We start from the raw sequence: 26,116 nt of genomic DNA on the forward strand, positions 1-26,116 counted from the left end.
TGCGTCTCCATAGGAAAGCCTAAAGTTACTGCCCAGTATCTGAATGTGAGCTCTTGACGCTTCCCTAGAAACACTCAGCGCGCTAACGTTGCGCGGCGACGACTCAGAGTATTGGGATGTACGACACTTGCGACTGGCAGTGGGATGCCGGTCGCACGCTGTCAACGGTTGAGTGAGGCGGCGGCGTGAGCGTGCGAGAAGCGACATTCCTCGGATTCGGCAACCCCGTGGATCCCCGGCCGGACGAGCTGCAGTCCTGGGCATACAACCCCGACTCAGTCCCCCTGAGCAGCATGCCGAAGGACTGGGATCTGTTGATCGCGGGCGATGTACTCGGCCCGACCCTGTTCGAACTGGCCATGGACCGGCAGTGCCCGGCACGGCGGTTCGCGCAGCACTGCATGTACATCTACGCGGCCGACGGCGTGCGGCAGAACGCGAGCAGCCAGCGCAAGCGCCGGCTGAAGAAATTCGTGGAGCGCGCCGAAGAGGTCGGCGACGAGCCGATGCAGATCTGGGCGCACAACTGTCGCGTCCTGATGACCCGGCCGGAACTGTTCGATCACCACGACTGGATGGAGGGCGGCCTGGTCCGCCACCCGCGGCGGCTCGGTCTCTTCAACCGACGCTGACCACGCTGGGTATTCATCCGGTCACTACGAGTTGTAACGGCGGCCCCTCCCGAGAGGGGGCCGCCGTTGCTCATTTATCCGGCGAGCGGCGCGGACGCCAGACGACCAGCGCCGTCGAGTGCCGTTCCTGAGGTACCAGGTCCCGGCTCGCGTACGGGCTGCTCATCGCCTCCATCTGGGCGATCCGCGAGTACGCCTCGTCGAGCTGATGCTCCAGCTCGGCCACCCGCTGCTGGAGGTCGCCGACCAGCTGCTCCAGGCCGATGATGCGCTTGATACCGGCCAGGTTGACCCCGTCCTCCTGGCTGAGCCGCTGCACCTCACGGAGCAGCGCGACATCCCGCTCGCTGTACCGCCGCCCGCCCCCGCCGGCCCGGCCGGGCTGCACCAGCCCGAGCCGGTCGTACTGGCGGAGCGTTTGTGGGTGCATCCCGGCCAACCGGGCGGCAACCGAGATGATCAGGACCTTCGCGTCGGAGGCCTGGTCCACCGAGATGCTGATCTCTTCATACATGTGCCACCTCCCAGAGGGTCCTAACCAGCGGCTTTGCGCAGACGTGCGTCGAGCCGCTCCCGTGCCGGCGGCGGGGTGAGCTTCGCGAACTTCTCCAGCGCGTCCCGGGCCTCGCCGGTCACACCGGCCGGGATCTGCACCTCGACAGTGACGATGAGGTCGCCCGCCTGCCCCTCCTTGCGGACCACGCCCTTGCCCCGGGCCCGCAGCTTGCGGCCGCTCGGCGTACCCGGCGGGACCCGCAGCGTGACCGGACTGTCCAGGGTGGGAACCCGCAGATCGGTACCGAGCACGGCCTCGGCGACCGTGATCGGCACGGTCAGGGTCAGGTCGTCGCCGCTACGCCCGAACAGGTCGTCCGGACGGACCTTGACCTGCACGTACAGGTCGCCGGCCGGACCGCCGCGGTCGCCCGGCTCGCCCCTGCCGCTGAGCCGGATCCGCTGGCCGTCGGCCACGCCGGCGGGAAAGCGGACATTGATCGTCCGGCTCTTGGTGACCCCGCCCGACCCCCGGCACTCCGGGCATTTCTCGTCCACGACGCTGCCCGAGCCCTGGCAGTCCCGGCACGGCTCGGAGAAGCTGAACGAGCCCTGATTGCTGGAGATCAGGCCGGTGCCGTGGCACTTCGGGCAGGAGCGCGGGGTGGTGCCCGGCTTGGCTCCGGAACCCCGGCAGGTGTCACACGCGCCCGGGGTGCGCAGCGTCAGCGGAAGCGTGGTGCCGCGTACCGCCTGGGCGAAGTCGAGCGTCACCTCGGTCTCGACGTCCCGGCCACGCTGCGGTCCGCGCCGCGCCGGGCCGGGACCGCCGGCGCCGCCGCCGGAGAAGATCGAGCTGAAGATGTCGGAGAAACCGCTGCCGCCGAACCGGCGGTCGGCTCCCGCTGCTCCCGCTCCGGAGAAGCCGCCAAACAGGTCCGACGGGTCGAACTGCGCGCCCCCGCCGGTACGCGCGCCGCGACGGAACGCGCCGGAGCCGAACAGGGAGCGCATCTCGTCGTACTCTTTGCGCTTCTTGTCGTCGGCCAGCACGTCGTACGCCTCGGAGGCGGCCTTGAACTTCTCCTCCGCCTCCTTGTTGTCCGGGTTGCGGTCGGGATGCAGGTCCCGGGCAAGCTTCCGGTACGCCTTCTTGATCTCGTCGGGTGAGGCGGACTTGGTCACGCCGAGCACGGCGTAGAAGTCCTTCTCGAGCCAGTCCTTCGAGCTCATTCAGTCCACCTCCTCCTCGACTCCGATGTCGCCCCGCCCGCCGGCGAACCGGCGGGCGGGACATGGGTACCTCACTCCGGATCGGCGACCGCGACCATCGCCGGGCGCAGCAGCCGCTCGCCCAGCGTGTAGCCACGCCGCATCACCTCGACGCAGGTCGGCTCCGTGACGTCAGCGGACGTCTGGTGCGCGACCGCCTCATGGCGGTTCGGATCGAAGGGGTCGCCCTTCTCGCCGAACGCGACGAGTCCCAGCTTGCCGGTCGCCGCGGTGAGCTGTTCCGCCACCGAGGCGAACGGGCCGACCAGGTCGCCGTGCTCCCGGGCGCGGTCGATGTCGTCGAGTACCGGGAGCAGGGCGGTGAGCACCGCACCGGTGGTCTGCTCGGCCGCCGCACCCCGGTCGCGGTCCACCCGCTTGCGGTAGTTGGCGTACTCCGCGGTGACGCGCTGCAGGTCGTGGGTCCGCTCGTCGAGCTCGCTCCGCAACGCCGCCAGCTCGGCACCGAGGCCGGACTTCTCACCGGTCACCGGGGTCACGTCCTCGTCGTCGGGGGCGCGGTGCGCGCCCACCGGCTTCACCGGCTGCTCCCCAGCGGGGGTCTCCTCGGCCATCGAATCGATCTCGCCCTGGATGACTTCCCGCTCGGTCGCCGGACCGTCGTTCTCGTCGTCCTTGGCGCTCACTTCTTGTCGTCCTCCACGATCTCGGCGTCGACCACGTCGTCCCCGCCCGCGGCCGGACCGGCACCCGGGGCATCGCCCGGCGCGCCGGCGCCACCCGGCGCGGCCTGCGGAGTCTCGCCACCCTGGGAGTAGAGCAGCGAGCCGGCCTCCTGGGAGACCTGGGAAAGCCGCTCGTGCGCCGACTTGATCTTCTCGATGTCGGTGCCGCCCAGCGCGCCACGCAGCTCGCCGAGCGCCTCGCTGATGTTGTTCTTGCTGTCCTCGGGGAGCTTGTCGCCGCTCTCCGCCAGGAACTTCTCGGTCTGCCACTGGAGCTGCTCGGCCAGGTTGCGGGTCTCCGCGTCCTCGCGGCGCTTCTTGTCCTCGTCCGCGTGGTCCTGAGCGTCGCGCATCATGCGCTCGATGTCGTCCTTCGGCAGCGCCGAGCCGCCGGTGATCGTCATCTTCTGCTCCTTGCCCGTGCCCAGGTCCTTGGCGGACACGTGCACGATGCCGTTCGCGTCGATGTCGAAGGAGACCTCGATCTGCGGTACGCCACGCGGGGCCGGCGCGATACCGCTGAGCTCGAAGGTGCCGAGCTTCTTGTTGTACGCCGCCATCTCGCGCTCACCCTGGTAGACCTGGATCAGCACGGAGGGCTGGTTGTCGTCCGCCGTGGTGTAGACCTCGGAGCGGTGCGCCGGGATGGTGGTGTTGCGCTCCACCAGCTTGTGCATGATGCCGCCCTTGGTCTCGATGCCCAGCGACAGCGGGGTGACATCGAGTAGCAGGACGTCCTTGACCTCGCCCCGGAGCACACCGGCCTGCAGCGCGGCACCGACGGCGACGACCTCGTCCGGGTTGACGCCCTTGTTCGGGTCGCGGCCGGTCAGGCTCTTCACCAGCTCGGTGACCGCCGGCATACGCGTCGAGCCGCCGACCAGGATGACGTGGTCGATGTCGGAGAGCTTGACGTCGGCGTCCTTGATCGCGGACTCGAACGGGCCCTTGCAGCGGTCCAGCAGGTCCTGCGTCATGCGCTGGAACTCGGCCCGGCTGAGCGACGTGTCCAGGTGCAGCGGGCCGTTGGCGCCGGCCGTGATGTACGGCAGGTTGATGCTGGTGGTGGTGGCGGCGGAGAGCTCGATCTTCGCCTTCTCGGCCGCCTCGCGCAGACGCTGGAGGGCCATCTTGTCCTGCGAGAGGTCGATGCCGTGCTCGCCGCGGAAGGTCTTGACCAGGTGGTCGATGATCCGCTGGTCCCAGTCGTCGCCACCCAGGTGGTTGTCACCGGAGGTCGACTTCACCTCGATGACACCGTCGCCGAGCTCCAGCAGGGAGACGTCGAAGGTGCCGCCACCGAGGTCGAAGACCAGGACGGTCTGCTCCTTGGAGCCCTTGTCCAGCCCGTACGCCAGGGCGGCGGCGGTGGGCTCGTTCACGATCCGCAGGACGTTCAGACCCGCGATCTCACCGGCCTCCTTGGTGGCCTGGCGCTGCGCGTCGTTGAAGTAGGCCGGGACGGTGATCACCGCGTCGGTGATCGTCTCGCCCAGGTAGGCCTCGGAGTCGCGCTTGAGTTTCATCAGCACCCGCGCGGAGATCTCCTGAGGGGTGTACTTCTTTCCGTCGATGTCGATCGACCAGCTGGTGCCGATCTCCCGCTTCACCGAGCGGATGGTCCGGTCGGGGTTCGTCACCGCCTGACGCTTGGCGACCTCACCGACGAGCACCTCGCCGTTGCGGGCGAAGGCGACGATCGACGGTGTCGTCCGAGAGCCCTCCGCGTTGGCGATGACGGTGGGCTCGCCTCCTTCCAGAACGCTGACGCAGGAGTTCGTGGTGCCGAGGTCGATGCCGACCGCACGTGCCATGGTGTTCCTCGCTTCTTACAGCTGGGTCCGTACAGGGTTGAGTGGAACCGACTCAATGATGCCACGAGCCCGCACGTCGTCAAATCGAAGTTGAGTCAGAGAGACGCAAGTCAGCGGCTGAGGCAGTTGGTGCGGAAATCACCTACATACCTGTCCGGTCACGGCATACCGGGACCCGTTGTCCTGGATGCATAGATCGTGCACGCTTTACCCGTGACGACGCACGGAGACGCGGTCGGTCCGTCGGCCCTTTCCGCCGTCCCCGCCGTATCAGATGAGAAAGACCAGGTCAGCGTGGCCGAAAGTGGCCCATCAGAGCGTACGGGGATGGGACGGACCCGTCCGGTGAACCTCGGAAACAGCCCTCACCCGGTGGAGCCCCCGCCCGCCGTCGGCCGGCTCGCGACAGCCCTCAGCCGGCTGCGCGCGGCGCTCGGCGCGGTGTCGTACCCCCTGGTCCTGCCATCCGCGGAGGAGGCCCGGCGGGTCGGCGCGGCACTGCACGCCCAGGTCGACGACTATCTGCTGCCGCGCCTCGCGCGGCTCGACGCCCCACTGCTGGTGGTGGTCGGCGGTTCCACCGGGGCGGGCAAATCAACTCTGGTCAACAGCCTGGTCCAGGCGCCGGTGAGCAGCGCCGGTGTGCTCCGGCCGACCACCCGCTCACCGGTGCTGGTCACCCACCCGGACGACGTGGCCTGGTTCGGGCGCGGTGGCCTGCTGCCCGGGCTCACCCGGACCGGCGAGCCGAGCACCGACCCGAACGCGTTGCAGGTCGTCCCCGCGCCGACCATCGGCCCCGGTCTGGCCCTGCTCGACGCACCGGACGTCGACTCGGTGGTGGACCACAACCGCAAGCTCGCGGCGCAGCTGCTGGCCGCGGCGGACCTGTGGCTCTTCGTCACCACCGCCGCCCGGTACGCGGACGCAGTCCCCTGGGAGTTGCTCAAGACGGCCCGGCTGCGCGGCACCGTGATCGCGCTCGTGCTGGACCGGGTGCCGATCGACGCGGCCGCGGAGGTCTCCGCGCACCTGGGCGAGATGCTCACCGCCCATGACCTCGGCGCGGCGCCGCTCTTCGTGCTGCCGGAGACCGATCTGGACGATCGTGGCCTGCTGCCGGACGCCGCGGTCGGGCCGATGCGACTCTGGTTCGCCAAGCTGGCCGTGGACGCGGACGCCCGGTCGGCGGTGGTACGGCAGACCCTGGACGGCGCGCTCGGCGCCTTCGCCCCCGCGCTCACCGGACTGGCCGACGCCGCCGATGAGCAGGCCCGCACGGCACAGCACCTGGACGAGCGGGTCGACGCGGCCTACCGGAACGCGCGGCGTACCACCGAGGAAGGGCTGCAGGACGGCCGGCTGCTCCGCGGCGAGGTGCTGGCCCGCTGGCAGGAGTTCATCGGCACCGGGGAGTTCCTGCGCAGCCTCGAGTCCCGGGTGGGTCATCTGCGGGATCGACTGGTGGCGGCGATCACCGGCCGGCCCGCACCGGGGCGTAACCTCCAGATCGCGATGGAGTCCCAGCTGGTCACACTGCTGCGCGGGGTCACGGCGGACGCGGCCGAGCAGGCGTACTCGGCTTGGCAGGCGCACCCGGCCGGTGCCGGCCTGCTCATTCCTGATCTCCAGCACCCCTCCGCCGACCTGCCGCAGCGCGCCGACCGGCTGGTCCGTGACTGGCAGCAGTGGATCCTCGATCTGGTCCGGCGGGAGGCCGCGGACAAGCGGGTTGTCGCGCGCGGCGCGGCGTACGCGGTCAACGGCGTCGGGCTCGCTGTCATGATCGCGGTCTTCACCAGCACCGCGTTCATCCCGACCGGACTCGAGGTCGCGGCGGGTGCGGGCAGCGCGGTCGCCGCCCAGAAGGTGCTCGAGGCGGTCTTCGGGGACCAGGCGATCCGGACGCTCGCCACCCGGGCGCGGACCGAACTGCTGGCCCGGGTCGACGAACTGCTCCAGAGCGAGGCCGCCCGATACACCGAGCGGACCGCAGCTGTACGCCTCGAGGTGGAACCGGGCGCGCTTCTGCGTCAGGCCGCCGCCGAGGTGGAGGAAGCCAGGAAGGAACTCGCGTTGACCGGGTCGGGGTCATGAACTTGGTGGAGAAGGTCGACGATCGGGTGGACGCCCAGGACCTGGCCCGGCGTCTGGACGCGCTGTCCCGCTTCCTCCGGGTGGCCGGGCAGTACCTGCCGGACGGCGAACTGGTCGCGGCGCACACCCTGGTGGAGCGGGCCGGCAACCGGCTGTCGCTGTCGCTGGACCACACCGTGGTGGCGCTCGCCGGCAGCACCGGCAGCGGCAAGTCCAGCCTCTTCAACGCGCTCGCCCGGTTCAAGCTCTCCCAGGTCGGGGTGCGGCGGCCGACCACCGGCACCGCGCACGCCTGCGTCTGGGGCCCGCTCGAACCGGCGAACCGGTTGCTGGACTGGGTCGGCGTGCTGCCCCGGCAACGGTTCGTCCGGGAGAGCGCGCTGGACGGCGACGACGAGGCGGCCCTGCGCGGGCTGGTGCTGCTCGACCTGCCCGACTTCGACTCGGTGGAACGTACCCACCGGCTGGAGGTGGACCGGCTGCTCGGCCTGGTCGACCAGATCGTCTGGGTGGTGGACCCGCAGAAGTACGGCGACCGGATCCTGCACCGGGCGTACCTGTCGCAGTTCAGCGCGCACGCCGGCGTGACGATCGTGGTGCTGAACCAGGCCGACCGGCTCAGCCCCGGCGACACCGAGGTGGTCCTGGGCGACCTGACGCGGCTGCTCGAGGAGGACGGGCTGACCGGCACCCCGGTGCTGGCCACGTCCGCGAAGCAGCCCGGCATGCTCGGCGAGCTGCGGGGAGCGCTGGAGCGGACCGTCGCCGATCGGCAGGCCGCGCTGCGCCGGCTCGCCGCCGATCTGGAGTCGGTCAGCGAGGAACTGGCCACCATGATCGGGCCGCCGGCCGCCGAGGACGAGGTGGACCGGACGACCGTACGGCAGCTCGCCGACTCCCTCGCGGCCTCGGCCGGGGTGCCCGCGGTCGCCGATGCCACGGCGGCGGCGTACCGCCACCGGGCCGCGGCGGCGACCGGATGGCCGCTGGTGCGGGGACTGCGCCGCCTCCGGCCGGACCCGCTGCGCCGGCTGCATCTGGGCGAGCCGGCCAAGACGGACGCGGTGTCCACCGATGTCGTACCGCGTACCTCGGTGCCGGCCGCCGACGCCGCGCAGAAGTCGGCCGTGGGGCTCTCCGTGCGGGCGGTGGCGACCCGTGCCGCGGCACCGCTGCCGGAGATCTGGACGCCGGCGATCAATACCGCCGCGCGGTCCCGCTCCGACGATCTGCCCGACGCCCTGGACCGGGCGGTCGCCAAGACCGACCTGGGCATGGACCGCCGGCCGATCTGGTGGCGGGCCGTCGGGCTGCTGCAGTGGACCTTCCTGGCCGCCGCGGGCGCCGGTCTCGCCGGGCTGATCGTCGGGTACGCACTGCGCATCCTCGGCCTGCCCGCGATCGACTATCCCGAGATCGGTGTCGTCCCGCTGCCGACCGTGCTGTTCCTCGGCGGGCTGCTGGCCGGACTGCTGCTGTGGTTGCTGGTGAAACCGCTCGTCGAGGCCGGCGCACGGCGGGCCCGGAGACGGGCCGAACAACGGCTGCGGGCGGCGGTCACCGAGGTGGGACGCGGATACGTGGTCTCCCCGGTGCGGGAAGTCCTGAACGCGTACGCCCAGGCGAGGGAAGCACTCGGCGTCGTGCGTTCGGAGTGAACCTCACTCGATGCCAGGTTGCGGGAGGTTCAGATAGGTCTGGTGGCGGCCGCGGGCGTACGCTCGCGGCATGCCGGCAACCCCGACCGCGTACGAGGCAGTGCTGCACGCGGCCCGCGACGTCACCAAGCTGGGTTGCGCACTCGATGCCGAGATGCTCGGTGCCGCGCTGCTCGGCAGCGTGTACGCGGTCGCCTCGGCGGACCGCGCCGAGGCGGTGCGTGACTTCGTCGGCGGGTTCCTGACAGCGACCGACAGCTCGCACACGCCGGAGGCGGCCACCATCCGGAAAGTCTTCGCCACCCTGGTCCCGGACGCCGACGGTGCGGCCGAGGTGGGGCTCGACGCGCACGCGCCGTCCTGGGCCGTCCAGTTGGGGCGGGTCCGGCCGACCGGGTGTTACGCGTACGGCGACGTGTACGGGGACCAGACCTCCTACCTCGTCACGTTCGCGTACGAGGACCGGACGGACGGCGGGCCGGAGCACGCGGTCGTGGCGCTGGTCGACCACAACATCGGCATCACCAAGGACGTCTTCGTGTCCGCGTCGGCGGGCGTGCTGCTCCAGCAGGTGCGCGCCATGTGCGCCGGTGACGAGCTGATCTGGTTCCGTTCCGAGGATCCGGGCCGGCTCCGGGACGAGGTGGGCCGGCACCTTCAGGTCACCGATGAGCTCGGTGACCTGCCCGCGGATGGGTCACTCGCCACGGATCGGGCGCTCGCCGTGGCCCGTCTGGCACTGCTGCCGGCGGTGACCACCCCACCGCTCACCGAGCCGGGCGGTCCCAATCCCGCCGATCTGACCCGCGACTTCCTCACCTCGCCGGAGGCGACCCGCTTCGGGTTGACCGCGTCCTCGGTTCCGCCCGTCGACAGCGCGTCGCTGGACTTCTGCCTGAGCCTCCTGCTCGATCATGCGGCCACCCTGCCGGGGGCGGACCCGCTGCGCTGGAGTCCGACGGTCGCCGAATTCTTCCTGCTGGACTGGGTGCACCGCCGGGCCGTGCTGGACATGGACGATGCGGCGATGCTGCCGCGGGTGGTGCGGGCCTGGTCGGCGTACGCGACTCGCCGGCACGCGCTGCCCGAGGCGGCGGTCGCCGAGACCGAGGCGGCCGTGGAGGACATGATCCCCGAGTTCGCCCGGCTGTACACGACGGGCGAGCGACGCAGCCCGGCGACGGCGGCGGTGGCCCAGTTGATCGCCGAGGGCGTCGACCCGAGCGACACCGCCGCGATCGACGCCTGGCTGGAGGCCAATCGCGACGACTGACCGATCGTGGTCAGCGGTGGTGGTTGGTGCGGTGCTCGTCGAGCGGGTCGGCGTGATGACGGCCGACGCGGGAACTGCGTTGCCGGGCGGGAGTCCACTCGTCGGCGTGCTGGGCCTGCTCGGCCCGGTGCTGACCGCGATAGGGCCGGTTGCCGGTGCGGTGCTCGTCGGAGCGCGGCTGAGCCAGCGATTGGCGGATGTTGCTACCGCCTCCGGCGTAGCTGCGCTCGAGGATGCGAGCGGCTCGGATGTTGTACGGGCGTTCGGTCACTGCTGACCTCCGGCTGTGTGGGATGTGGACGGTGGAGCCGGGTGGGCCACCGGCGGGTGCGGCGACGGCCGCGGTGCGCTCAGCCCGCCGGCGGGACCAGGACTCCGGAGCCGGCGTGTCCTCGCAGGGACGACGCCGTGCGGGGTGCGGCTCGTCCGGCTGGTCAGGTTCGCCTGAGTCGTCCTTCTCGGACGGCACGTCGGGGAGGTCCGGGATCGACGGGAAGTCGGCGGGAGCCTCCGGCCGGGTCACGTCGCTGTCCTCCGGCACAGCGGGAAGGCCCGGCACAACCGGAAGGCCCGGCACAACCGGGAGACCCGGCACAACCGGGAGACCCGGCACCTTCGGCCGCTTGGGCACCACGGGACGAACCGGCCGAGTCAACTTCTTTCTATACCTATTTGACCGTTTTGGCGGCTCAGAAACGGACTTGGGATAACCCGTCCACCTCTTCGGCTCCGACAACTTCCGATCACCGCGCTGCCTTTCCGAATGATCTTTTCCGGTCGCGTCAGCCGGCTTCGACGGCGGCGGAGAACCCGACGGAGGAGGCCCGATCGGCCCGGTGACCGGAGGCGGCAGGAACGGCACGTCCATCGCACCGGGCCGGTCCTCGCCGGCGATCTCGTTCGAGCCGGTGGTGAGCACGGCGAAGGTGGGCACCGAGGCGAGGCCGACCAGCAACGCCACCATGAGCACGTAACGACGCGTCGGGCCCGAGAAGCCGAGATCTTCCCGGTACACCCCGTTCAGGCGCTTGCGGAGCACCTTGGGTGGCGGCACGAGGCCGTCGTCGTCGGGCAGGTGCGCCACGCGGAACTCCCCAGGGAAAGGTCAACTCGGATCCGTCTCGGTCGAAGAGGGGAACGACGCATCAGCGATTCGGCAGCGGCGCCGAAACGTCGTTCGCGCGCTCGTGGTTGCACAAAAACACTAAATCGGACAAGTACCCTCGACGATGGCTTGGCAGAAATCTGGTTTCGTGATCTACGCAGTCTGTAATCACGGTCACTCCCTCTGTCAGGATGGGGATCGACGGCACCGCCGCCGTCGCCTTCCGCCACAAAGCGGGGCCACGGCGGGCCGTCCCGGCAGGGGAACGCCACCTGCCGGAGTTAGCCGCGCGGCAACCCCCACCCGGGCCAGGCGCGGTAGACCCCCGCGGTTCAGCCGCGCGGCCGGGAGACACCCGCCGCGGGCGAAGAGACGAAACAGGAGACACGGATGGCGAAAGGCGAGAGCAAAGTCGGGGCTGCGCGGCCACCGGCGCCTGGTCCTTCGGACGGCGCGGAAAGCCGCATACCGAACGCGGATGTCCCGGCGGGCGGCTTCGTCCAACTGCTGACCCCCGATGGCGATCACGTCGACAGCGTCACCGCCGCTGACGGGACGACGTACTCCGTCGACTTCACCGACGAGGAGTACCGGGGCCTGTACCGGGACATGGTGACCGTACGACGCTTGGACGCCGAGGCCACCGCGCTGCAGCGTCAGGGTGAGCTCGGCATCTGGGCCAGCCTGCTGGGACAGGAGGCCGCACAGGTCGGTTCCGGGCGGGCACTGCGGACCCAGGACATGGCCTTCCCGACCTACCGGGAACACGGCGTCCTCTACTGCCGCGGCATCGACCCGATCATGCCGTTCGGCCTGTTCCGCGGCGTCGACCAGGGTGCCTGGGACCCGAACGAGTTCAAGGTGAACATGTACACGATCGTGATCGGGGCGCAGACCCTGCACGCGACCGGGTACGCGATGGGCATCAACATGGACGGCAAGACCGGGACCGACGACGGCGAAGCTGTGATCGCCTACTTCGGCGACGGCGCTTCCTCGCAGGGCGACGTGAACGAGGCCTTCATCTGGTCGGCCGTCTTCAACGCCCCCATGGTGTTCTTCTGCCAGAACAACCAGTACGCGATCTCCGAGCCGCTGGAGCGGCAGACCCGGATCCCGCTCTACCAGCGCGCCGCCGGCTTCGGCTTCCCCGGCGTCCGGGTGGACGGCAACGACGTGCTCGCGTCGTACGCGGTGACCCGGCACGCTCTGGACCGGGCGCGTAACGGCGAGGGACCGACCCTGGTCGAGGCCTACACCTACCGGATGGGCGCGCACACCACCACCGACGACCCGACCCGGTACCGGATCGCCAGCGAGGTCGAGTCGTGGAAGGCCAAGGACCCGATCGCCCGGTTCCGCGCGTTCCTCGGCAAGCAGACCCTCGCCGACGAGGCGTTCTTCGCGGAGGTCGACGCGCAGGCCAACGAGGTCGCCCTCAACCTGCGCGAGCGGGTACTCGAGATGCCCGACCCGAAACCGTTGAGCCTGTTCGACAACGTCTATCCCAACGGCTCCCCGCACCTGGACGCGCAACGCGACCAGATGGCCCAGTACCTGGACTCGTTCGAGGGGAGCGCGCACTGATGGCCACCGAGACCCTGACCATGGGCAAGGCTCTCAACCGCGGGCTGCGCCGCGCTCTCGAGGACGACTCGAAGGTCGTCATCATGGGCGAGGACGTCGGCAAGCTGGGCGGCGTCTTCCGGATCACCGACGGCCTGCAGAAGGACTTCGGCGAGGACCGGGTGATCGACACCCCGCTCGCGGAGTCCGGCATCATCGGCACCGCGGTCGGCCTGGCCATCCGCGGATACCGGCCGATCTGCGAGATCCAGTTCGACGGCTTCGTCTACCCCGCCTACGACCAGATCGTGTCGCAGGTGGCCAAGATGCACTACCGCTCGCAGGGACGGCTGCGGATCCCGATGGTGATCCGGATTCCGTTCGGCGGCGGCATCGGCGCGGTCGAGCACCACTCCGAGTCACCGGAGGCCTACTTCGCGCACACCGCCGGCCTCAAGGTCGTGTCGTGCGGCTCGCCGCAGGACGCGTACACGATGATCCGGCAGGCGATCGCCTCGGACGATCCGATCGTGTTCTTCGAGCCGAAGCGGCGCTACCACGAGAAGGGTGTGGTGGAGCTGGACACGCCGCTGTCCGCGGCGGAGCCGCTGCACGCCAGCCGGGTGGTCCGGCCGGGCACGGACGCGACGATTCTGGCGTACGGTCCGATGGTCCGCACCGCCCTGGACGCCGCTCAGGCGGCTGCCGAGGACGGCCGGAACCTCGAGGTCATCGACCTGCGGACGCTGTCGCCGCTGGACCTGGGTCCGGTCTTCGAGTCGGTCCGCCGTACCGGCCGCGCTGTGGTCGTGCACGAGGCGCCGGGCAACCTGGGCCTGGGCGCGGAGATCGCCGCCCGGGTGACCGAGGAGTGCTTCTACTCCCTCGAGTCGCCGGTACTCCGAGTCACCGGCTACGACACGCCGTACCCGGCGGCCCGCGTCGAGGAGGAATATCTTCCTGATCTCGATCGGGTGCTGGACGCCGTCGACCGCGCGTTCGGCTGGTGACGCCGATGTCCCGGATCAAGGTGTTCAACCTGCCTGACCTCGCCGAGGGCCTCACCGAGGGTGAGGTACTGGACTGGCTGGTGAAGGTCGGCGACACGGTGGAGCTGAACCAGCCCATCGTCGAGGTCGAGACGGCCAAGTCGGCGGTGGAGCTGCCGGCCAAGTGGGCCGGCGTGGTCACCAGGATCTACGCCGAGGCGGGAACGGTGGTCGAGGTCGGCAAGCCGCTGTTCTCGATCGACACCGACCCCGGCGCGGGTCCGCTGCCGGCCGATCCGTCCGAGGATGCCCCGTCCTCGGACGACCTGTCCGCGGTCGAGATGGCACGGCCCGAGGAGCCGGTCGAGCCCGGCATGATCGGCGGTCCGGCACCTGGCGGGCGAACGGCGGTGCTTGTCGGTTACGGTCCGCGCACCACCAGCGCGAAACGGCGACCCCGCATCGGTACGCCCGAGGCGTCCCGCGCGGCGGCCACACCTGTTCCGCCTGCGGCGGCTACCGCCGGTGTCTCGGCCGTTCCCGCCACGCCCGCACCGGAGCTCCCGGCTCCGGCCGTCGCGGCTCCGGCCGCACGAACCGGTCCGGTGCTGGCCAAGCCGCCGGTCCGGAAGCTGGCCCGGGACCTCGGTGTGGACCTCACCACGGTCAACGGCACCGGTCCGCTCGGTTCGGTGACGCGCGAGGACGTACACCAAGCCGCCGAAGGCCCTGCGAAGCCGGCGGCAATCGTGCCCGCGCCGGCCGTCGCGGGTTTCGACGCCGCTCGCGAGCAGCGCATCCCCGTCAAGGGTGTGCGGAAGCTGACCGCGGAGAACATGGTCGCGTCGGCGTTCACCGCGCCGCACGTCACGGAGTTCCTGACCGTGGACGTGACCCGCTCGATGAAGACGCTGGAGAAGATCAAGACCCGCCGGGAGTTCGCCGAGCTGCGGGTCTCTCCGCTGCTGCTGGTGGCGAAGGCGGTGTTGCTCGCGGTGAAGCGGCACCCCATGGTCAACTCGACCTGGTCCGGGGCGACGAACGAGATCGTCGTCAAGGAGTACGTGAATCTCGGCATCGCCGCGGCGACCGAGCGGGGCCTGATCGTGCCGAACATCAAGGACGCGGGCCGGCTCGCCCTGCCCGAGCTGGCCGAGGCGTTGAACGCCCTGGTCCGCACCGCCAAGTCGGGAAAGACCCCGCCGGCCGACATGTCCGGTGGCACCCTGTCGATCACCAATGTGGGTGTCTTCGGGATCGACACCGGCACGCCGATCCTGCCTCCGGGCGAGTCGGCGATTCTCGCGTTCGGTGCGATCCGGCCGACGCCGTGGGTGCACAAGGGCAAGATCAAAATCCGTCAGGTGACCACGCTGGGCCTGTCCTTCGACCACCGGATCATCGATGGCGAGCTGGGCTCGAAGTTCCTGCGTGACATCGGCACGTTCCTGGAGGACCCGGAGGGGGCGATGCTTTCGTGGACCTAGGGTCATTCGGTCTGATCGGCGGTTGACCTTCGATCCTTAGGCAGATGACCCAGCTCACCCCCTAATAATTTGTTTAGATCCTTGCCGGAAGCGCATACTTGGATCAACAGCGAGACGTGCGCCGAAGGTGGCCGCCACAAGCGGGCCGGCGACGCTCGTCAGGGATCGACCGGCGATGAGCCGGGGGGAGAGCAACTGCCATGAGCATGATCGATCGGATCCGCCGGCGTCGGATGATCAGCCGCGAGGCCAGGGCCATCAACCGGGCCTGGGAAGCGGCGCCCACGCAGGCGTTGCGCGACGAGATCGCGGTCTTCGCCCAGCGGCGAATGCCGTACTGAGGGACAGCGAACGCAGACGGCCCGTCCGGGATCACCCGGGCGGGCCGTTTCGTGTCGGACGCCACTCGTGAAGATCGGGCACTCGTCCCTCCGGGGCGTACACCGGGATTCCTCCTGCCCGGTCCGCCCGGTACGGTTGGGCACGGTCCCCAAACGGGCGCGGCCGGTCGGTGCGGGTGACCAGGGGTTCCGGGGCAACTTCCCGGTTCGGCCCCAGCACGGCCTGGCCTGAAAGCTGGCACGGCCCTGCGGCGGTAGGTCGCCGGTGGGGTCGCGTCCGTGCAAAGCTGGCACGGCCGCATCGATGAGGAGGCGCGTATGACGTCCGAGGGGCAGCACGCCGGTCAGCCGGCCGAGGCCACGTCGGGCGGACCCACGTCGGGCAACTTCCCGCCCGACCCCGACGGTCAGCGACTTCCGGGCCGGGTTTCGGCCCCACCTCCCGCCGAGGGCTTCCCCACCTCGTACGGGCCACCTCCGCAGACCGCTCCGAACGGCGGCTCGCCGTTCGTCGTACCGGCCGTGTCGACCTTCGGCGCCGGGCCGAGCCCGAGCGGCACCCCGTATGGCTCGGCCCGGGTGCCACAGCCCGAGGAAGCCTCGCCGTACGGGTCGGTTTCTCCTGGTAACAACGGATCCGCCGGGCCGTACGGAGCGGGCTCCACGCCCCCGCCCGGCCCGTCCTACGGCACCGCCCCGGCCTCCGGGTCCGCCCCGGCCTCTGGGTCCGCCTCGGTCTCCGGTTCGGCTTCGGTGTCGGGATCCGCCTCGCCTTATGGTGCGGCGCCCGGTTCCGCCTCGTTCCGCTCGGCCTCACCGTTCGATGCCGACCCCGCGGCTGGCCAGCCGCAGGCAGCACAGTCACCCTGGGCTCCTCAGGAGTCCGGTGCGTCCGCGCCGCCGAGCTCGGCTCCGACTCCGGATCCGGCGGACCCGGCTGGCAGCCCGTTCGACCCCGCCGGCTTCCCGCCGCCCGGCCGTGCCGCGCAGGCCTCAGCCGCCGTTCCGCCGCCGGCCTCCCCGTTCGTCCGGCCGGACAGCGCGCCGCCGCCGAGCGGCTTGCCGACCCGCACGCCGGGTGCCACCACCCCCGCGGACGAGTTCGGCAGCCGTACCCCCGGCTTCTCCGCCTTCGGCGACCAGCCGGTACGCGTTCCCGGCGCCAGCCTCGCCGACCTTCCGGACGCGCCCAGCCGTCCCGCCGATGGCGGCGACACCGGCGGCCCGGCACAGAACAGCTGGCTCACCCGATCCGCCGACACCGGCCAGACGCCGGACACGTTCCCGTCCCGCCGCGGCGACAGCGCGGGCTTCCCGTTGCGCGCCCCGGCCGGCCCGGCGGCCGACGCCGGCGCCCCGCCGCCCGGGCTCGACCTGCCGATCCGCAGCCAGCAGCCGCTGGGCGACTACCCGGCCAGTGGGCAGCCGCCATTCGGCCAGCAGCCGTTGCCGGGCGCCTTCGGCCAGCAGGCCGCGCCCGGTGGCCTCGGTCAGCAGTCTTCATCAGCCGGCTTCGGCCAGCAGGCGGCGCCTGGAGCGCCCGACCAGCAGCCGTCGTCCGGCGCTTTCGGGCAGCCGCCTGCCTCTGACGCTTCCGGCCAGCAGCCGTCGTCTGCGGCCTTCGGGCAGCAGCCGTCGTCCGGGGCTTTCGGGCAAGAGCCTTCTTCTGGGGCTTTCGGTCAGCAGTCATCGCCTGCTTTCGGTCAGCAGTCGTCGCCGGGCGCTTTTGGGCAGGATGCCGAGCGATCCGGCTCTCCGGCGCCCTTCGGTCAGCGACCGGAGCGTCCGGGCTCGCCCGCGTTCGGCCAGGAGTCGTCGCCGGGCGTTTTCGGTCAGCAGTCCTCTTCAGGCGCTTCTGGCCAGCAGTCGTCGCCGGGCGCTTTCGAGCAGGATGCCGAGCGATCCGGCTCCCCGGCGCCCTTCGGTCAGCGACCGGAGCGGCCGGGCTCGCCCTCCGCATTCGGCCAGGAGTCGCCCTCCGGGTTCGGTCAGAACGATGGGCGCCCCGGTTCGTCGGCCGCCTTCGGGCAGCAGTTGCCCGAGCGGTCCGGACCCTCTGCTTCCTTCGGGCAGCAGCCGGAACGCCTCGGACCGCCGGCCGATCCGGGAACACCGAATTCTGCCGAGCCGCCGGCCGGCGGTTCCGGCTACCCGCAACGTGTACCCGGCGCCGCGCTCAGCACCGGAGGCAGCATTCCGGAGCCCTCTCCGACGTCCGGTGGTGCCGTGCCGCAGCCGCGGGACCCGGCCGAGCGACCCGCGGTCGGCTCCGCGCGTCCGGTCACGGCCAGCGCTTCGGTGCCGGGCGTCCGGGCCACACCCCCGTCCGACGGCAACGACGTGCCGCCAGCCGGCGCCGCTCCGCAGGCCCGCGTCTACGGACGGGCGGCCCCCGCAGCCGGCGGGACCGAGGCCGGCGAGCAGAGCTCTCCTCCGTTCCCGAGCCGTCTCGATGAAGAGCCCTCGGGTGGCTTCCCGGCAGCACCGCAGCGTGACCGCTCCGCAGCGCCTCAGCGCGACGGTTCCGGCGGCTTCCCCGCAGCCCCACAGCGTGAGGGCTCGGCCGGCTTCCCGGCAGCGCCGCAGCGCGACGGCTCGGCCGGCTTCCCCGCAGCGCCGCAGCGTGACGGCTTCCCGGGCGCCTCGGACCGCGACCCCTCCGGCGGCTTCCCGGCAGCGCCGCAGCGCGACGGTTCCGGCGGCTTCCCGGGCACCGCGCAGCGCGACCCGTCGGGCGGTTTCGCGGCTGCGTCGCAGCATGACGATGAGAAGCCTGGACATCGCGGTCTGACCGGCATCCCGTTCGGGCAGGCGCGCGGTGATGACGACCAGCGCGGCGCGGCCTTCCCGCAACGCGGTGACGATCAGCGACCCGGCACCTACGGTTTCGCGGCTGCGGCACAGCACGAGGACGAGGGCAGCCCTTACGCCCCGCAGGCCCGCGAGACGAGTCCGTTCGGATCGCGCCCCGGCGAGACCAATCCGTTCGGGCCACGTCCCGGCGAGGAGCCCGGCAGCGCCTTCGGCAGCCCCGCCTCCGGCCCTCAGCACGGCGACGGCCAGATGTTCCCCGGCACCCAGCACAGCGGCGATGGCCAGCCGTTCCCGGGCGCCCAGGGCGAGGGACGGCCCTACCCCGGCGCCCAGAGCGAGGGACAGCCCTTCCCCGGCTCCCGCCACAGCGACGAACCACAGTTCCCCGGCTCCCACAGCGAGGGACAGCCGTTCCCCGGCTCCCACAGCGAGGGACAGCCCTACCCCGGCTCCCGCCACGGCGACGGGCCACAATTCCCCGGCGCCCAGGGCGAGGCACAGCCCTACCCCGGCGCCCAGAACGAGGGACAGCCCTTCCCCGGCTCCCGCCACAGTGACGGACCACAGTTCCCTCAGCACGGTGACGGACCGCACGGATTCGGCTCAGCGCCGGCTCACGGTGATGGTCCGGGTGTAGCCCCGCAGTCGCCGGCCCGAGCCACCGCCCGCGCCTCGGCGAGCGCACGGGTGACTCCGCCGGAGGCACCGGGCAGCGGGACGCCGTTCCCGCCGCCGGGCGGCACGCCGTATTCGATGCCGGGCTCCCCGCAGTTCCCGGGTGCCGGTGCCCCGCCGTTCGGACCGCCCGGTTCGCCGGCTAGGCCCGGACCGCCCCCCGGTTCGCCGTATTCGGACGGGCCGGACCAGTACAACGAGCACACGACGGACGTCGCCGGCCGGGGCGGTTCGCCGTACGTGCCGGCGCCCGCTCTGCCGCCGATGCCCGGCGAGCCGGATCCGCGGGCGGGTGGCACGTATCCGCACAACCCGGCGGCTCGCGCCACGGTCACCCCGCCCGGGCCCGAGGACACCACGAGCTGGCCTGGCCCGGCCGACGAGCAGGGCGGTTTCGACCAGTTCAAGGCGGCCGAAGAGCCGGCCAAGCCGGCGAAGGTGCACGTGCGTACCGTGCCGGTCATGGTGGCCGTCGTGGTCGGCGCGGCCCTGCTGCTGGCGCTGGTCTTCGGGCTGACCTGGCTGATCTCGGGCGACGACGAGTTCAAGGTGGCGCAGGGCGACTGCGTCAAGCGGGACGGCGACACCCCGGTGGTGGCGGCCTGTTCCGAGGCGGGCACGTTCCAGGTGGTGTCGATCGTTCCGGCGAAGGAGCAGTGCGCCGACCCCGCCCAGCCGTACATCGTCGTGCCCAAGAACGACGGCAACCAGGTTCTGTGCCTGAAGCCGAACGCCTGAAACCGAACACCTGATCAACCCGACCCCGGTCCCGCATGAGCGGGACCGGGGCTCTGAGGGACGATGGGATCATGAACTCTCGCGTGCGTGCTCCCGAACTCAAGGGTCGCGGCTGGCTCAACACCGGAGGCAAGGCGCTCACCCTTGCCGACCTCCGGGGCAAAATCCTCATCCTGGACTTCTGGACGTTCTGCTGCATCAACTGCCTCCACGTCCTGGACGAACTGCGCCCGCTGGAGGAGAAGTACGGCGACGCCATCGTCGTGATCGGCGTCCACTCGCCGAAGTTCGAGCACGAGCGTGACCCGGTGGCGCTGGCCGCGGCCGTGGAGCGGTACGGCGTACACCACCCGGTCGTCGACGACGGCGACATGCACCTCTGGCAGCAGTACGCCGCGAAGGCCTGGCCCACGCTGGCCGTCGTCGACCCGACCGGCTACCTGGTCGCCTCGATGGCCGGTGAGGGTCACGCAGAGGGCCTGTCCCGGCTGATCGACGAGTTGATCGTCAAGCACGAGGCGGACGGCACCCTGCACCGCGGCGACGGCCCGTACGTCCCGCCGCCCGTCCCGGAGGGCCTGCTCCGCTTCCCCGGCAAGGCCATCGAGCTGCCCGGCGGCAACCTGTTGGTCTCCGACTCGGCCCGGCATTCGGTGGTCGAGTTGTCCGCGGACGGCGAGACGCTGGTTCGCCGCTTCGGGGGCGAGGCCCGGAACGAGCCGTTCAGCGAGCCGCAGGGCCTGGTGCTGCTGCCGTCGAAGACAGCCGAGATGGTCGGCTACGACGTGGTCGTCGCCGACACCGTGAACCACCAGCTCCGGGCGATCAACACCGAGACCGGAGAGATCACCCTGGTCGCCGGCTCCGGCAAGCCATGGCGCTCCACGGTGGACGACCACGCGCACGACGCGCTCGCCGCCGACCTCTCCTCCCCCTGGGATCTGGCCTGGTACGACGACAAGGTCATCATCGCCATGGCCGGCATCCACCAGTTGTGGTGGTTCGACCCGATCAAGCGCACCGTCGGCGTCTACGCCGGCACCACGGTCGAGGCGCTGCGCGACGGCCCGCTCCCGGACGTCTGGATGGCCCAGCCGTCCGGTCTCTCGGTCGACCGGGATCGGAACCGGCTCTGGATCGCGGACAGCGAGACCTCCGCCCTGCGCTTCGTCGAGGACGGCGTGCTGCACACCGCGGTCGGCCAGGGCCTGTTCGACTTCGGGCACGTGGACGGCCCGGCCGCGGAGGCGCTGTTCCAGCACCCGCTCGGCGTGGCCGCGCTGCCGGACGGTTCGGTGCTGGTCGCCGACACGTACAACGGGGCGGTCCGCCGCTTCGACCCGGCGGCCAACGCGGTGTCCACCGTCGATTCGGGCTTGGCCGAGCCGAGCGACGTGCTGGTGACCAGCACGAACGAGGTGATCGTGGTGGAGTCGGCGGCACACCGGCTGACCCGCCTCGCGCCCGGTGTGGTCAAGACCGTCACCGGCGAGCGGCACCGCACCGAACGCCCGCCGTCGCACCTGGCCCCGGGCGAGGTCACCCTCGACGTCATCTTCACTCCGGCGCCGGGACAGAAGCTGGACAGCCAGTTCGGTTCCCCGCTGCGGCTGACCGTGTCGGCGTCCCCGGCCGAGTTGCTGCTGGAGGGCGAGGGCATCACCACCGACTTGTCACGAAAAATAGTGCTCAACCCTGACGTACCGAAGGGTGTGTTGCAGGTCGTGGCACAGGCCGCGACGTGCGATGTGGACGCCGAGTTCGGCGCCTGCCACTTGACCCGGCAGGACTGGGGCGTACCGATCGTGATCGACCCGGCCGGCCCGTCGCGACTGCCGTTGATCTTGCGAGGCCTGGACGAGTGAGGCGAACCGAACTGAGTCAGCGGTCCTGACCCGCGGCGAAGGGACGGACTTCCAGCCCCGCGGCACGAAGTCCGTCCCGCACCGAACCGGCCAGGTCCACCGCACCCGGTGTGTCGCCGTGCAGGCAGATCGACCGGACCGGACACGCCACCTCGGAACCGTCGACGGCCACGACCGAACCGTCGGTGGCCATTCGCACCGCCCGCCGGACCACCTGCCGCTGGTCGTGCACCAGAGCGCCGGCCGCCGACCGAGGCACCAACCGCCCGTCCGGCAGGTAGCCCCGATCCGCGAAACCCTCACCGATCACGGTCAGCCCGGCGTCCACCGCCCGCTGTGCCAGCACCGAGCCGGGCTGGCAGAGCACCGGCAGCGCAGGGTCATAGGCGACCACGGCGTCCACCACGGCTGAGGACTGGACGACGTCGACCGCGGCGGTGTTGTAGAGGGCGCCGTGCGGTTTCACGTACCGGACCCGGTCGCCGGCGGCCTTGCAGAACGCCTCGAGTGCCCCGATCTGGTAGAGGATGTCGTCGCGTAGCTCGTCGTGGTCGTAGTCGATGCGCCGACGCCCGAACCCGGCCAGGTCCCGGTACCCCACCTGGGCGCCGACCGCGACGCCCTTCTCGGCGGCCCGCCGGCACACCCGATGCATCGTGGACGGATCACCCGCGTGGAACCCGCAGGCCACGTTCGCCGAGGTCACCACGTCGAGCAGGGCTTCGTCGTCGCCGAGCCGCCAGGCGCCGAAGCCTTCGCCCAGGTCGGCGTTGAGGTCAATCGAGGTCACGGAAACGTACCGTAGTCCCCGGACGGGCCTGCGCGAGCGGAGTCACGTCGTCGACCACGCCGATCACCGGATAACCGCCGGTGGTGGGGTGGTCGGCCAGGAAGATGATCGGCTGCCCGTCCGCCGGCACCTGCACCGCGCCGAGGACTACGCCCTCGGAGGGCAATTCGCCGGCCTTGGCGCGGGTCAAGGCGGTGCCGGCCAGCCGGGCACCGACCCGGTTGCTCATCGGGCTGATCTGGTACGAGTAACCGAACAGTCCCGCCACATCGAACCAGTCGTCCCGCGGCCCCAGGCGCACACCGAGCACGAGTTCCCCGTCGTATCCCGCCGGAGCGCCCGGATCCTCCCGGTCCGAACCCGAGGCGGCCCCGACCGGCAGCGTCATGCCGTCGGTCAGCCGATCCGGTCCGAGGCCGGAGAGCGTGTCGGTGGACCGGCTGCCCAGCACCGGCTCGACCGCGATCCCCCCGGCCACCGCGAGGTAGGAGCGCACCCCCGCGGCAGCCCGGCCGATCTCCAGGACGGCTCCCGCCGGCACCTCGACAACCGGCCCGTCCACCACCGCCTTGTCCACTTTGACAACTGCCGGAGCCCCGGTGACCGCGACCGTGACCGCCTCCTCGAAGCGCAGCTTGCACCCCATCAGAGTGGTCTCCAGCCCGGCCGCCTCCGGCGGATTGCCGACGAGCCGGTTCGCTCGGACCAGCGCCGGACCGTCGAGCGCGCCGGACCGGGGCACCCCGAGATGCGCGTATCCCGGCCGGCCGAGATCCTGCACGGTGGTTAGCGGTCCGGCCCTCAGCACGGTGATCACGAGGCCACCAGATGGACCCGTGTCCCCGGGGAGAGCAGGGCCGGCTGCTTTCGGCGTACGTCGAAAAGGTTTTTGTCCGTGCGCCCGACCAACTGCCACCCGCCTGGCGAGGCCGTGGGATAGATACCGGCGTAGCTGCCGGCCAGCGCGACCGCGCCGGCCGGCACCCGGGGGCGAGGCGCAGCGAGCCGGGGCACCGCCCACGCTTCGGGAAGTCCGCGCAGGTAGGCGAAGCCGGGCGCGAAGCCGCAGAAGGCGACGGTGAGCGGGGTGTCAACGAGCCGTCGCACGGCCTCGTCGCGGGAGACCTGCCAGAGATCGGCGACGGCCGCCAGGTCGGCGCCGTCGAACTCGGTCGGGATCTCCACGAGCTCGCCTTCGGCACGGGCTTCGCCCGGCGCAGGCTCCCACCCCGCGAGGAGAGTCGCGGTCTGCTGCGCGACACCGTCGATCAGCACGGTACGCGCGCCCGGCACGATCTCAGCGGCCCGGAGTTCCCCGCTCTCCCGGCGGCGCCACAGCTCGGCCCGCCACGCTTCCACCCGCTCCGGGTCGGAACACTCGATCAGCAACGCCGCAGCGCCCACGCGTCGTACCTTCATGAGAAAATCATCCCGGACCGCCGACCGTATCCGGCATCACTACTTGCCGGTAACCTACGGTGCCGTAACCTGGATCGCGTGACAGCCTCAGCCCGGTTCCGGATGAAGCCGGCCGACCTCGGTAAGCCGCGTCTGCGCGGCCGGTTGCATCAGTACGCGTTCTTCGCCGCCCTGGTCTGCGGCGTCGTGCTGTGTTCGATCGCGCTCAGCCGCCCGGGCATAGCGCCCTTCATCAGCTGCCTGATCTACAGCATCACGGTTTGTGGACTGTTCGGGACCAGCGCTCTCTATCACCGGCGGGTCTGGAGCGAACGCGGCTACCAGATCATGCGGCGGATGGACCACTCGATGATCTTCATTTTCATCGCCGGTACCTACACGCCGTTCTGCGTGCTCCTGCTCGACCCGGGGAAGGCCACGCTGATGCTCAGCCTGGTCTGGGGCGGCGCGCTCGGTGGCGTCGCGCTGAAGATAATCTGGCCGCACCTGCCCCGCTGGGCGGGTGCTCCGCTCTATGTGGCCCTCGGTTGGGCCGCCGTCGCGATCCTGCCCGATGTGCTGGCCGGCGGCGTCACCTGCCTGGTGCTGCTGATCGCGGGCGGCGTGACCTACACGGTCGGTGCGGTCTTCTACGCGCTACGCCGGCCGAACCCGTGGCCGGAGATCTTCGGCCATCACGAGTTCTTCCACGCCTGCACCCTGGTGGCCGCGATCTGCCACCACATCGGGGTCTACTTCGCTCTCTACGCCTGACCGGCGGCGGCCCGGGATGCCCGGGCCGCCGGCCAATCAGGAGTACGCCGGCGGGGGCGGCGGCGGCACGTCGTCGCGGCGAACCTCGCGGTACTCGGTGGTGTAACCGGTCGTGGCGGCCGGGTGCTGGGCCGGACGCGTCACCACGGTGCGGCGACGGCTGTTCCAGAACCAGAGCGTGATGATCAGACCGGCCAGGCCGGCGACCATCAGGATCCAGCCGATCACACCGATGTCGAGACCACTGATGTCCGCCTCCACGGCGAACGCCAGGATCGCTCCTAGCGCGAGCAGGAAGATGCTTGCACCGATGCCCATCGGACCCTCCTCGAATGGTGTCCGCGCGGCCGGGCGAGGGCGCTCGACCGTGGTGAATGCGTCGATCGACCGTTTACCCGCACGTGTGAAGTTCCAATCAGGCAAGCTGTTCCAATGACCTCGCGGACGCTGATCCTGCTTCGCCACGCCAAGGCGGAGACGCCCGGCGAAATCGACGACTACGACCGTGCGCTCGCCCCCCGCGGCGAGTCCGATGCCGACGCGGCCGGTGCATGGCTGGCCGACGAGAAACTCCACCCCGACCTGGTGATCTGCTCGCCGGCGAAACGCACCCGGCAGACCTGGCAGGCCGCGTCGATCGCCCTGGTCCAGGGCGAGCGGTCGTCCTCCGCTCCGGAGGTGCACTACGAGGAGGGCCTCTACTGGGGCGGGCGTACCGAGGTCTTCGATCTGCTCCGCACGGTCCCCGATACGGTGCGGACCATCCTCGTCATCGGCCACAACCCGACCATGTCCGAAGTGTCCGCTCTGTTGGTGCCGGACGACGAGTTCACCGGCACCGTCGTCGAGTTGAAGACCGCCGGCCTGGCCGTGCACAGCGGCGACCGGCCGTGGGCCGAGACCGAGCCGGGGGCGATGCGCCTGGTCCGGCAGCACACCGCCCGCGGCTGAGCCCGGCTACTTCCGGTACCAGGTCCGGATCGTCGTGTAGGTGACGTTGCCGAGTTTGTCGTACGCCCGGACCTGGACCTTCATCCTCTTCTTCCGCTTCGCGGTGTTGACGCTCAGGACGTACCCCGCCTTCACGTCCTTGCTCACGACCTTGCCGTTCACGACCAGCTCGACCCGCGCGACCCCGGCCGCGTCGGCGGCCTTCACGTAGACCTTGACCGTGCCCTTGACCTTCGCCTTGTTCCGCGGCGCCTTGGTGATCGACACGGTCGGACCCTGGTTGTGCGTGATCGCCGTGCGGGTGTACTCGCGGATGTTGCCGGTGACTCCGCCCAGCGTGCTGGTGAACGTGCCGCGAACCCTCGCCGAAGCAGCCGGGGTCATCGTGCCGGCCGTCGGGTCGGCGTTGGTTCACGGCGCCGCTGTTCCGGTTCGCCGGTCCCAGCGGATCGACGTCGGCACCGATCTGGATCTCGGGTTCCGCATAGCGCACCGCGGGGTTGGCGGTCGGCGTCGCGACCGTGGCCGCACGATCGGCGAGCGACAGCTCGATGGTGAACGCGTTCAGACCCGGTACGGCCCGGGGAGCGGACACCCGATCGCCCAGCCCGGCAACGACGTCGCCGGAGTCAGCGCCTGCGGCGCGCACAGATAACAATCTGGACAGACGAAGGCCGGCGGACGCCATTGTCCGCC

At 70.9% G+C, this 26,116-nt stretch carries 22 protein-coding genes; 12 read left to right on the forward strand and 10 right to left on the reverse strand.

From position 1 onward, the window contains the following. Positions 1-185: 185 nt before the first annotated feature. Positions 186-632, forward strand: coding sequence for a hypothetical protein (locus I4J89_RS03235; protein ID WP_196412303.1), 447 nt, complete (start codon positions 186-188; stop codon positions 630-632). A gap of 70 nt (positions 633-702) precedes the next feature. Here I4J89_RS03235 and I4J89_RS03240 read toward each other — a convergent pair whose 3' ends face one another. The 4 genes from I4J89_RS03240 to dnaK all read right to left on the reverse strand — a co-directional run bounded on the left by I4J89_RS03240 (position 703) and on the right by dnaK (position 4,899). Then, a complete protein-coding gene (locus I4J89_RS03240) occupies positions 703-1,146 on the reverse strand; it encodes a heat shock protein transcriptional repressor HspR (protein WP_196412304.1) in 444 nt (147 codons plus the stop codon). Positions 1,147-1,166: 20 nt separating this feature from the next. After that, positions 1,167-2,360, reverse strand: coding sequence for a molecular chaperone DnaJ (gene dnaJ / locus I4J89_RS03245; protein ID WP_196412305.1), 1,194 nt, complete (start codon positions 2,358-2,360; stop codon positions 1,167-1,169). A gap of 71 nt (positions 2,361-2,431) precedes the next feature. Continuing rightward, entirely contained in the window at positions 2,432-3,046 is a 615-nt protein-coding gene (gene grpE, locus I4J89_RS03250) for a nucleotide exchange factor GrpE (RefSeq protein WP_196412306.1), read from the reverse strand. Continuing rightward, positions 3,043-4,899 carry a molecular chaperone DnaK gene (gene dnaK, locus I4J89_RS03255; protein WP_196412307.1) on the reverse strand — a complete coding sequence of 619 codons (1,857 nt, stop codon included), beginning with the start codon at positions 4,897-4,899 and terminating at the stop codon, positions 3,043-3,045. The genes grpE and dnaK overlap by 4 nt, the downstream gene beginning before the upstream one ends. 213 nt (positions 4,900-5,112) lie before the next feature. On the opposite strand from dnaK, the gene I4J89_RS03260 reads away from it, so the two are divergent. From I4J89_RS03260 to I4J89_RS03270, 3 genes are all read left to right on the forward strand, one after another. Then, positions 5,113-6,996 (forward strand): ABC transporter, encoded by a 1,884-nt coding sequence (locus I4J89_RS03260; RefSeq protein WP_373688091.1) that lies wholly within the window; start codon positions 5,113-5,115, stop codon positions 6,994-6,996. Further along, the gene (locus I4J89_RS03265) at positions 6,993-8,654 is read left to right on the forward strand and encodes a GTPase (RefSeq protein WP_196412308.1); all 1,662 of its coding nucleotides are present in this window, start codon (positions 6,993-6,995) and stop codon (positions 8,652-8,654) included. The genes I4J89_RS03260 and I4J89_RS03265 overlap by 4 nt, the downstream gene beginning before the upstream one ends. Before the next feature lie 70 nt (positions 8,655-8,724). Next, positions 8,725-9,927, forward strand: coding sequence for a hypothetical protein (locus I4J89_RS03270; RefSeq protein WP_196412309.1), 1,203 nt, complete (start codon positions 8,725-8,727; stop codon positions 9,925-9,927). A 10-nt stretch (positions 9,928-9,937) separates the two neighbouring features. Here I4J89_RS03270 and I4J89_RS03275 read toward each other — a convergent pair whose 3' ends face one another. After that, positions 9,938-11,011: a hypothetical protein gene (locus I4J89_RS03275; protein WP_196412310.1), complete on the reverse strand. Its 1,074-nt coding sequence runs from the start codon at positions 11,009-11,011 to the stop codon at positions 9,938-9,940. Positions 11,012-11,422: 411 nt separating this feature from the next. On the opposite strand from I4J89_RS03275, the gene pdhA reads away from it, so the two are divergent. From pdhA to I4J89_RS03305, 6 genes are all read left to right on the forward strand, one after another. After that, positions 11,423-12,619, forward strand: a complete 1,197-nt coding sequence (pdhA, locus tag I4J89_RS03280) for a pyruvate dehydrogenase (acetyl-transferring) E1 component subunit alpha (RefSeq protein WP_196412311.1) — start codon at positions 11,423-11,425, stop codon at positions 12,617-12,619. Continuing rightward, positions 12,619-13,608 (forward strand): alpha-ketoacid dehydrogenase subunit beta, encoded by a 990-nt coding sequence (locus I4J89_RS03285; RefSeq protein WP_196412312.1) that lies wholly within the window; start codon positions 12,619-12,621, stop codon positions 13,606-13,608. The genes pdhA and I4J89_RS03285 overlap by 1 nt, the downstream gene beginning before the upstream one ends. 5 nt (positions 13,609-13,613) lie before the next feature. Further along, positions 13,614-15,074: a dihydrolipoamide acetyltransferase family protein gene (locus I4J89_RS03290; protein WP_196412313.1), complete on the forward strand. Its 1,461-nt coding sequence runs from the start codon at positions 13,614-13,616 to the stop codon at positions 15,072-15,074. A 200-nt stretch (positions 15,075-15,274) separates the two neighbouring features. Then, positions 15,275-15,415, forward strand: a complete 141-nt coding sequence (locus I4J89_RS03295) for a hypothetical protein (RefSeq protein WP_196412314.1) — start codon at positions 15,275-15,277, stop codon at positions 15,413-15,415. A gap of 318 nt (positions 15,416-15,733) precedes the next feature. Next, positions 15,734-19,642 carry an LppU/SCO3897 family protein gene (locus I4J89_RS03300; RefSeq protein WP_196412315.1) on the forward strand — a complete coding sequence of 1,303 codons (3,909 nt, stop codon included), beginning with the start codon at positions 15,734-15,736 and terminating at the stop codon, positions 19,640-19,642. A 71-nt stretch (positions 19,643-19,713) separates the two neighbouring features. After that, positions 19,714-21,507 carry an NHL domain-containing thioredoxin family protein gene (locus I4J89_RS03305; RefSeq protein ID WP_196412316.1) on the forward strand — a complete coding sequence of 598 codons (1,794 nt, stop codon included), beginning with the start codon at positions 19,714-19,716 and terminating at the stop codon, positions 21,505-21,507. A 16-nt stretch (positions 21,508-21,523) separates the two neighbouring features. On the opposite strand, the gene I4J89_RS03310 is transcribed toward I4J89_RS03305, so the two are convergent. The 3 genes from I4J89_RS03310 to I4J89_RS03320 are packed head-to-tail and all read right to left on the reverse strand — an operon-like array spanning position 21,524 to position 23,716. Then, on the reverse strand, positions 21,524-22,288 hold the full coding sequence (locus I4J89_RS03310; RefSeq protein ID WP_196412770.1) for a LamB/YcsF family protein: 765 nt from the start codon (positions 22,286-22,288) through the stop codon (positions 21,524-21,526). After that, complete coding sequence (locus tag I4J89_RS03315) at positions 22,284-23,114, reverse strand: 5-oxoprolinase subunit C family protein (protein ID WP_196412317.1); 831 nt, start codon at positions 23,112-23,114, stop codon at positions 22,284-22,286. The genes I4J89_RS03310 and I4J89_RS03315 overlap by 5 nt, the downstream gene beginning before the upstream one ends. Further along, positions 23,111-23,716 carry a 5-oxoprolinase subunit B family protein gene (locus I4J89_RS03320; RefSeq protein ID WP_196412318.1) on the reverse strand — a complete coding sequence of 202 codons (606 nt, stop codon included), beginning with the start codon at positions 23,714-23,716 and terminating at the stop codon, positions 23,111-23,113. Before I4J89_RS03320 ends, I4J89_RS03315 begins: the two co-directional genes overlap by 4 nt. Positions 23,717-23,794: 78 nt before the next feature. On the opposite strand from I4J89_RS03320, the gene trhA reads away from it, so the two are divergent. Continuing rightward, on the forward strand, positions 23,795-24,469 hold the full coding sequence (trhA, locus tag I4J89_RS03325) for a PAQR family membrane homeostasis protein TrhA (RefSeq protein WP_196412319.1): 675 nt from the start codon (positions 23,795-23,797) through the stop codon (positions 24,467-24,469). A 36-nt stretch (positions 24,470-24,505) separates the two neighbouring features. On the opposite strand, the gene I4J89_RS03330 is transcribed toward trhA, so the two are convergent. Then, the gene (locus I4J89_RS03330; protein ID WP_196412320.1) at positions 24,506-24,787 is read right to left on the reverse strand and encodes a DUF6458 family protein; all 282 of its coding nucleotides are present in this window, start codon (positions 24,785-24,787) and stop codon (positions 24,506-24,508) included. Positions 24,788-24,901: 114 nt separating this feature from the next. On the opposite strand from I4J89_RS03330, the gene I4J89_RS03335 reads away from it, so the two are divergent. Next, on the forward strand, positions 24,902-25,420 hold the full coding sequence (locus I4J89_RS03335; protein ID WP_196412321.1) for a SixA phosphatase family protein: 519 nt from the start codon (positions 24,902-24,904) through the stop codon (positions 25,418-25,420). Positions 25,421-25,426: 6 nt separating this feature from the next. Here I4J89_RS03335 and I4J89_RS03340 read toward each other — a convergent pair whose 3' ends face one another. After that, entirely contained in the window at positions 25,427-25,804 is a 378-nt protein-coding gene (locus I4J89_RS03340; RefSeq protein WP_196412322.1) for an Ig-like domain-containing protein, read from the reverse strand. Between the last annotated feature and the right edge of the window lie 312 nt (positions 25,805-26,116).

This window comes from Actinoplanes aureus, from assembly GCF_015704865.1.
In the GTDB taxonomy this organism is placed as follows: Bacteria; Actinomycetota; Actinomycetes; order Mycobacteriales; family Micromonosporaceae; genus Actinoplanes; species Actinoplanes aureus.

Excerpts from the sequence above, each read along its gene's own strand:
- I4J89_RS03240 (WP_196412304.1), bottom strand. The coding sequence starts at position 1,146 with ATGTATGAAGAGATCAGCATCTCGGTGGACCAGGCCTCCGACGCGAAG.
- dnaJ (WP_196412305.1), bottom strand. The coding sequence starts at position 2,360 with ATGAGCTCGAAGGACTGGCTCGAGAAGGACTTCTACGCCGTGCTCGGC.
- dnaK (WP_196412307.1), bottom strand. The coding sequence starts at position 4,899 with ATGGCACGTGCGGTCGGCATCGACCTCGGCACCACGAACTCCTGCGTC.
- I4J89_RS03265 (WP_196412308.1), top strand. The coding sequence starts at position 6,993 with ATGAACTTGGTGGAGAAGGTCGACGATCGGGTGGACGCCCAGGACCTG.
- I4J89_RS03270 (WP_196412309.1), top strand. The coding sequence starts at position 8,725 with ATGCCGGCAACCCCGACCGCGTACGAGGCAGTGCTGCACGCGGCCCGC.
- pdhA (WP_196412311.1), top strand. The coding sequence starts at position 11,423 with ATGGCGAAAGGCGAGAGCAAAGTCGGGGCTGCGCGGCCACCGGCGCCT.
- I4J89_RS03285 (WP_196412312.1), top strand. The coding sequence starts at position 12,619 with ATGGCCACCGAGACCCTGACCATGGGCAAGGCTCTCAACCGCGGGCTG.
- I4J89_RS03290 (WP_196412313.1), top strand. The coding sequence starts at position 13,614 with ATGTCCCGGATCAAGGTGTTCAACCTGCCTGACCTCGCCGAGGGCCTC.
- I4J89_RS03295 (WP_196412314.1), top strand. The coding sequence starts at position 15,275 with ATGAGCATGATCGATCGGATCCGCCGGCGTCGGATGATCAGCCGCGAG.
- I4J89_RS03300 (WP_196412315.1), top strand. The coding sequence starts at position 15,734 with ATGACGTCCGAGGGGCAGCACGCCGGTCAGCCGGCCGAGGCCACGTCG.
- I4J89_RS03305 (WP_196412316.1), top strand. The coding sequence starts at position 19,714 with ATGAACTCTCGCGTGCGTGCTCCCGAACTCAAGGGTCGCGGCTGGCTC.
- I4J89_RS03320 (WP_196412318.1), bottom strand. The coding sequence starts at position 23,716 with ATGAAGGTACGACGCGTGGGCGCTGCGGCGTTGCTGATCGAGTGTTCC.
- I4J89_RS03330 (WP_196412320.1), bottom strand. The coding sequence starts at position 24,787 with ATGGGCATCGGTGCAAGCATCTTCCTGCTCGCGCTAGGAGCGATCCTG.
- I4J89_RS03335 (WP_196412321.1), top strand. The coding sequence starts at position 24,902 with ATGACCTCGCGGACGCTGATCCTGCTTCGCCACGCCAAGGCGGAGACG.
- I4J89_RS03340 (WP_196412322.1), bottom strand. The coding sequence starts at position 25,804 with ATGACCCCGGCTGCTTCGGCGAGGGTTCGCGGCACGTTCACCAGCACG.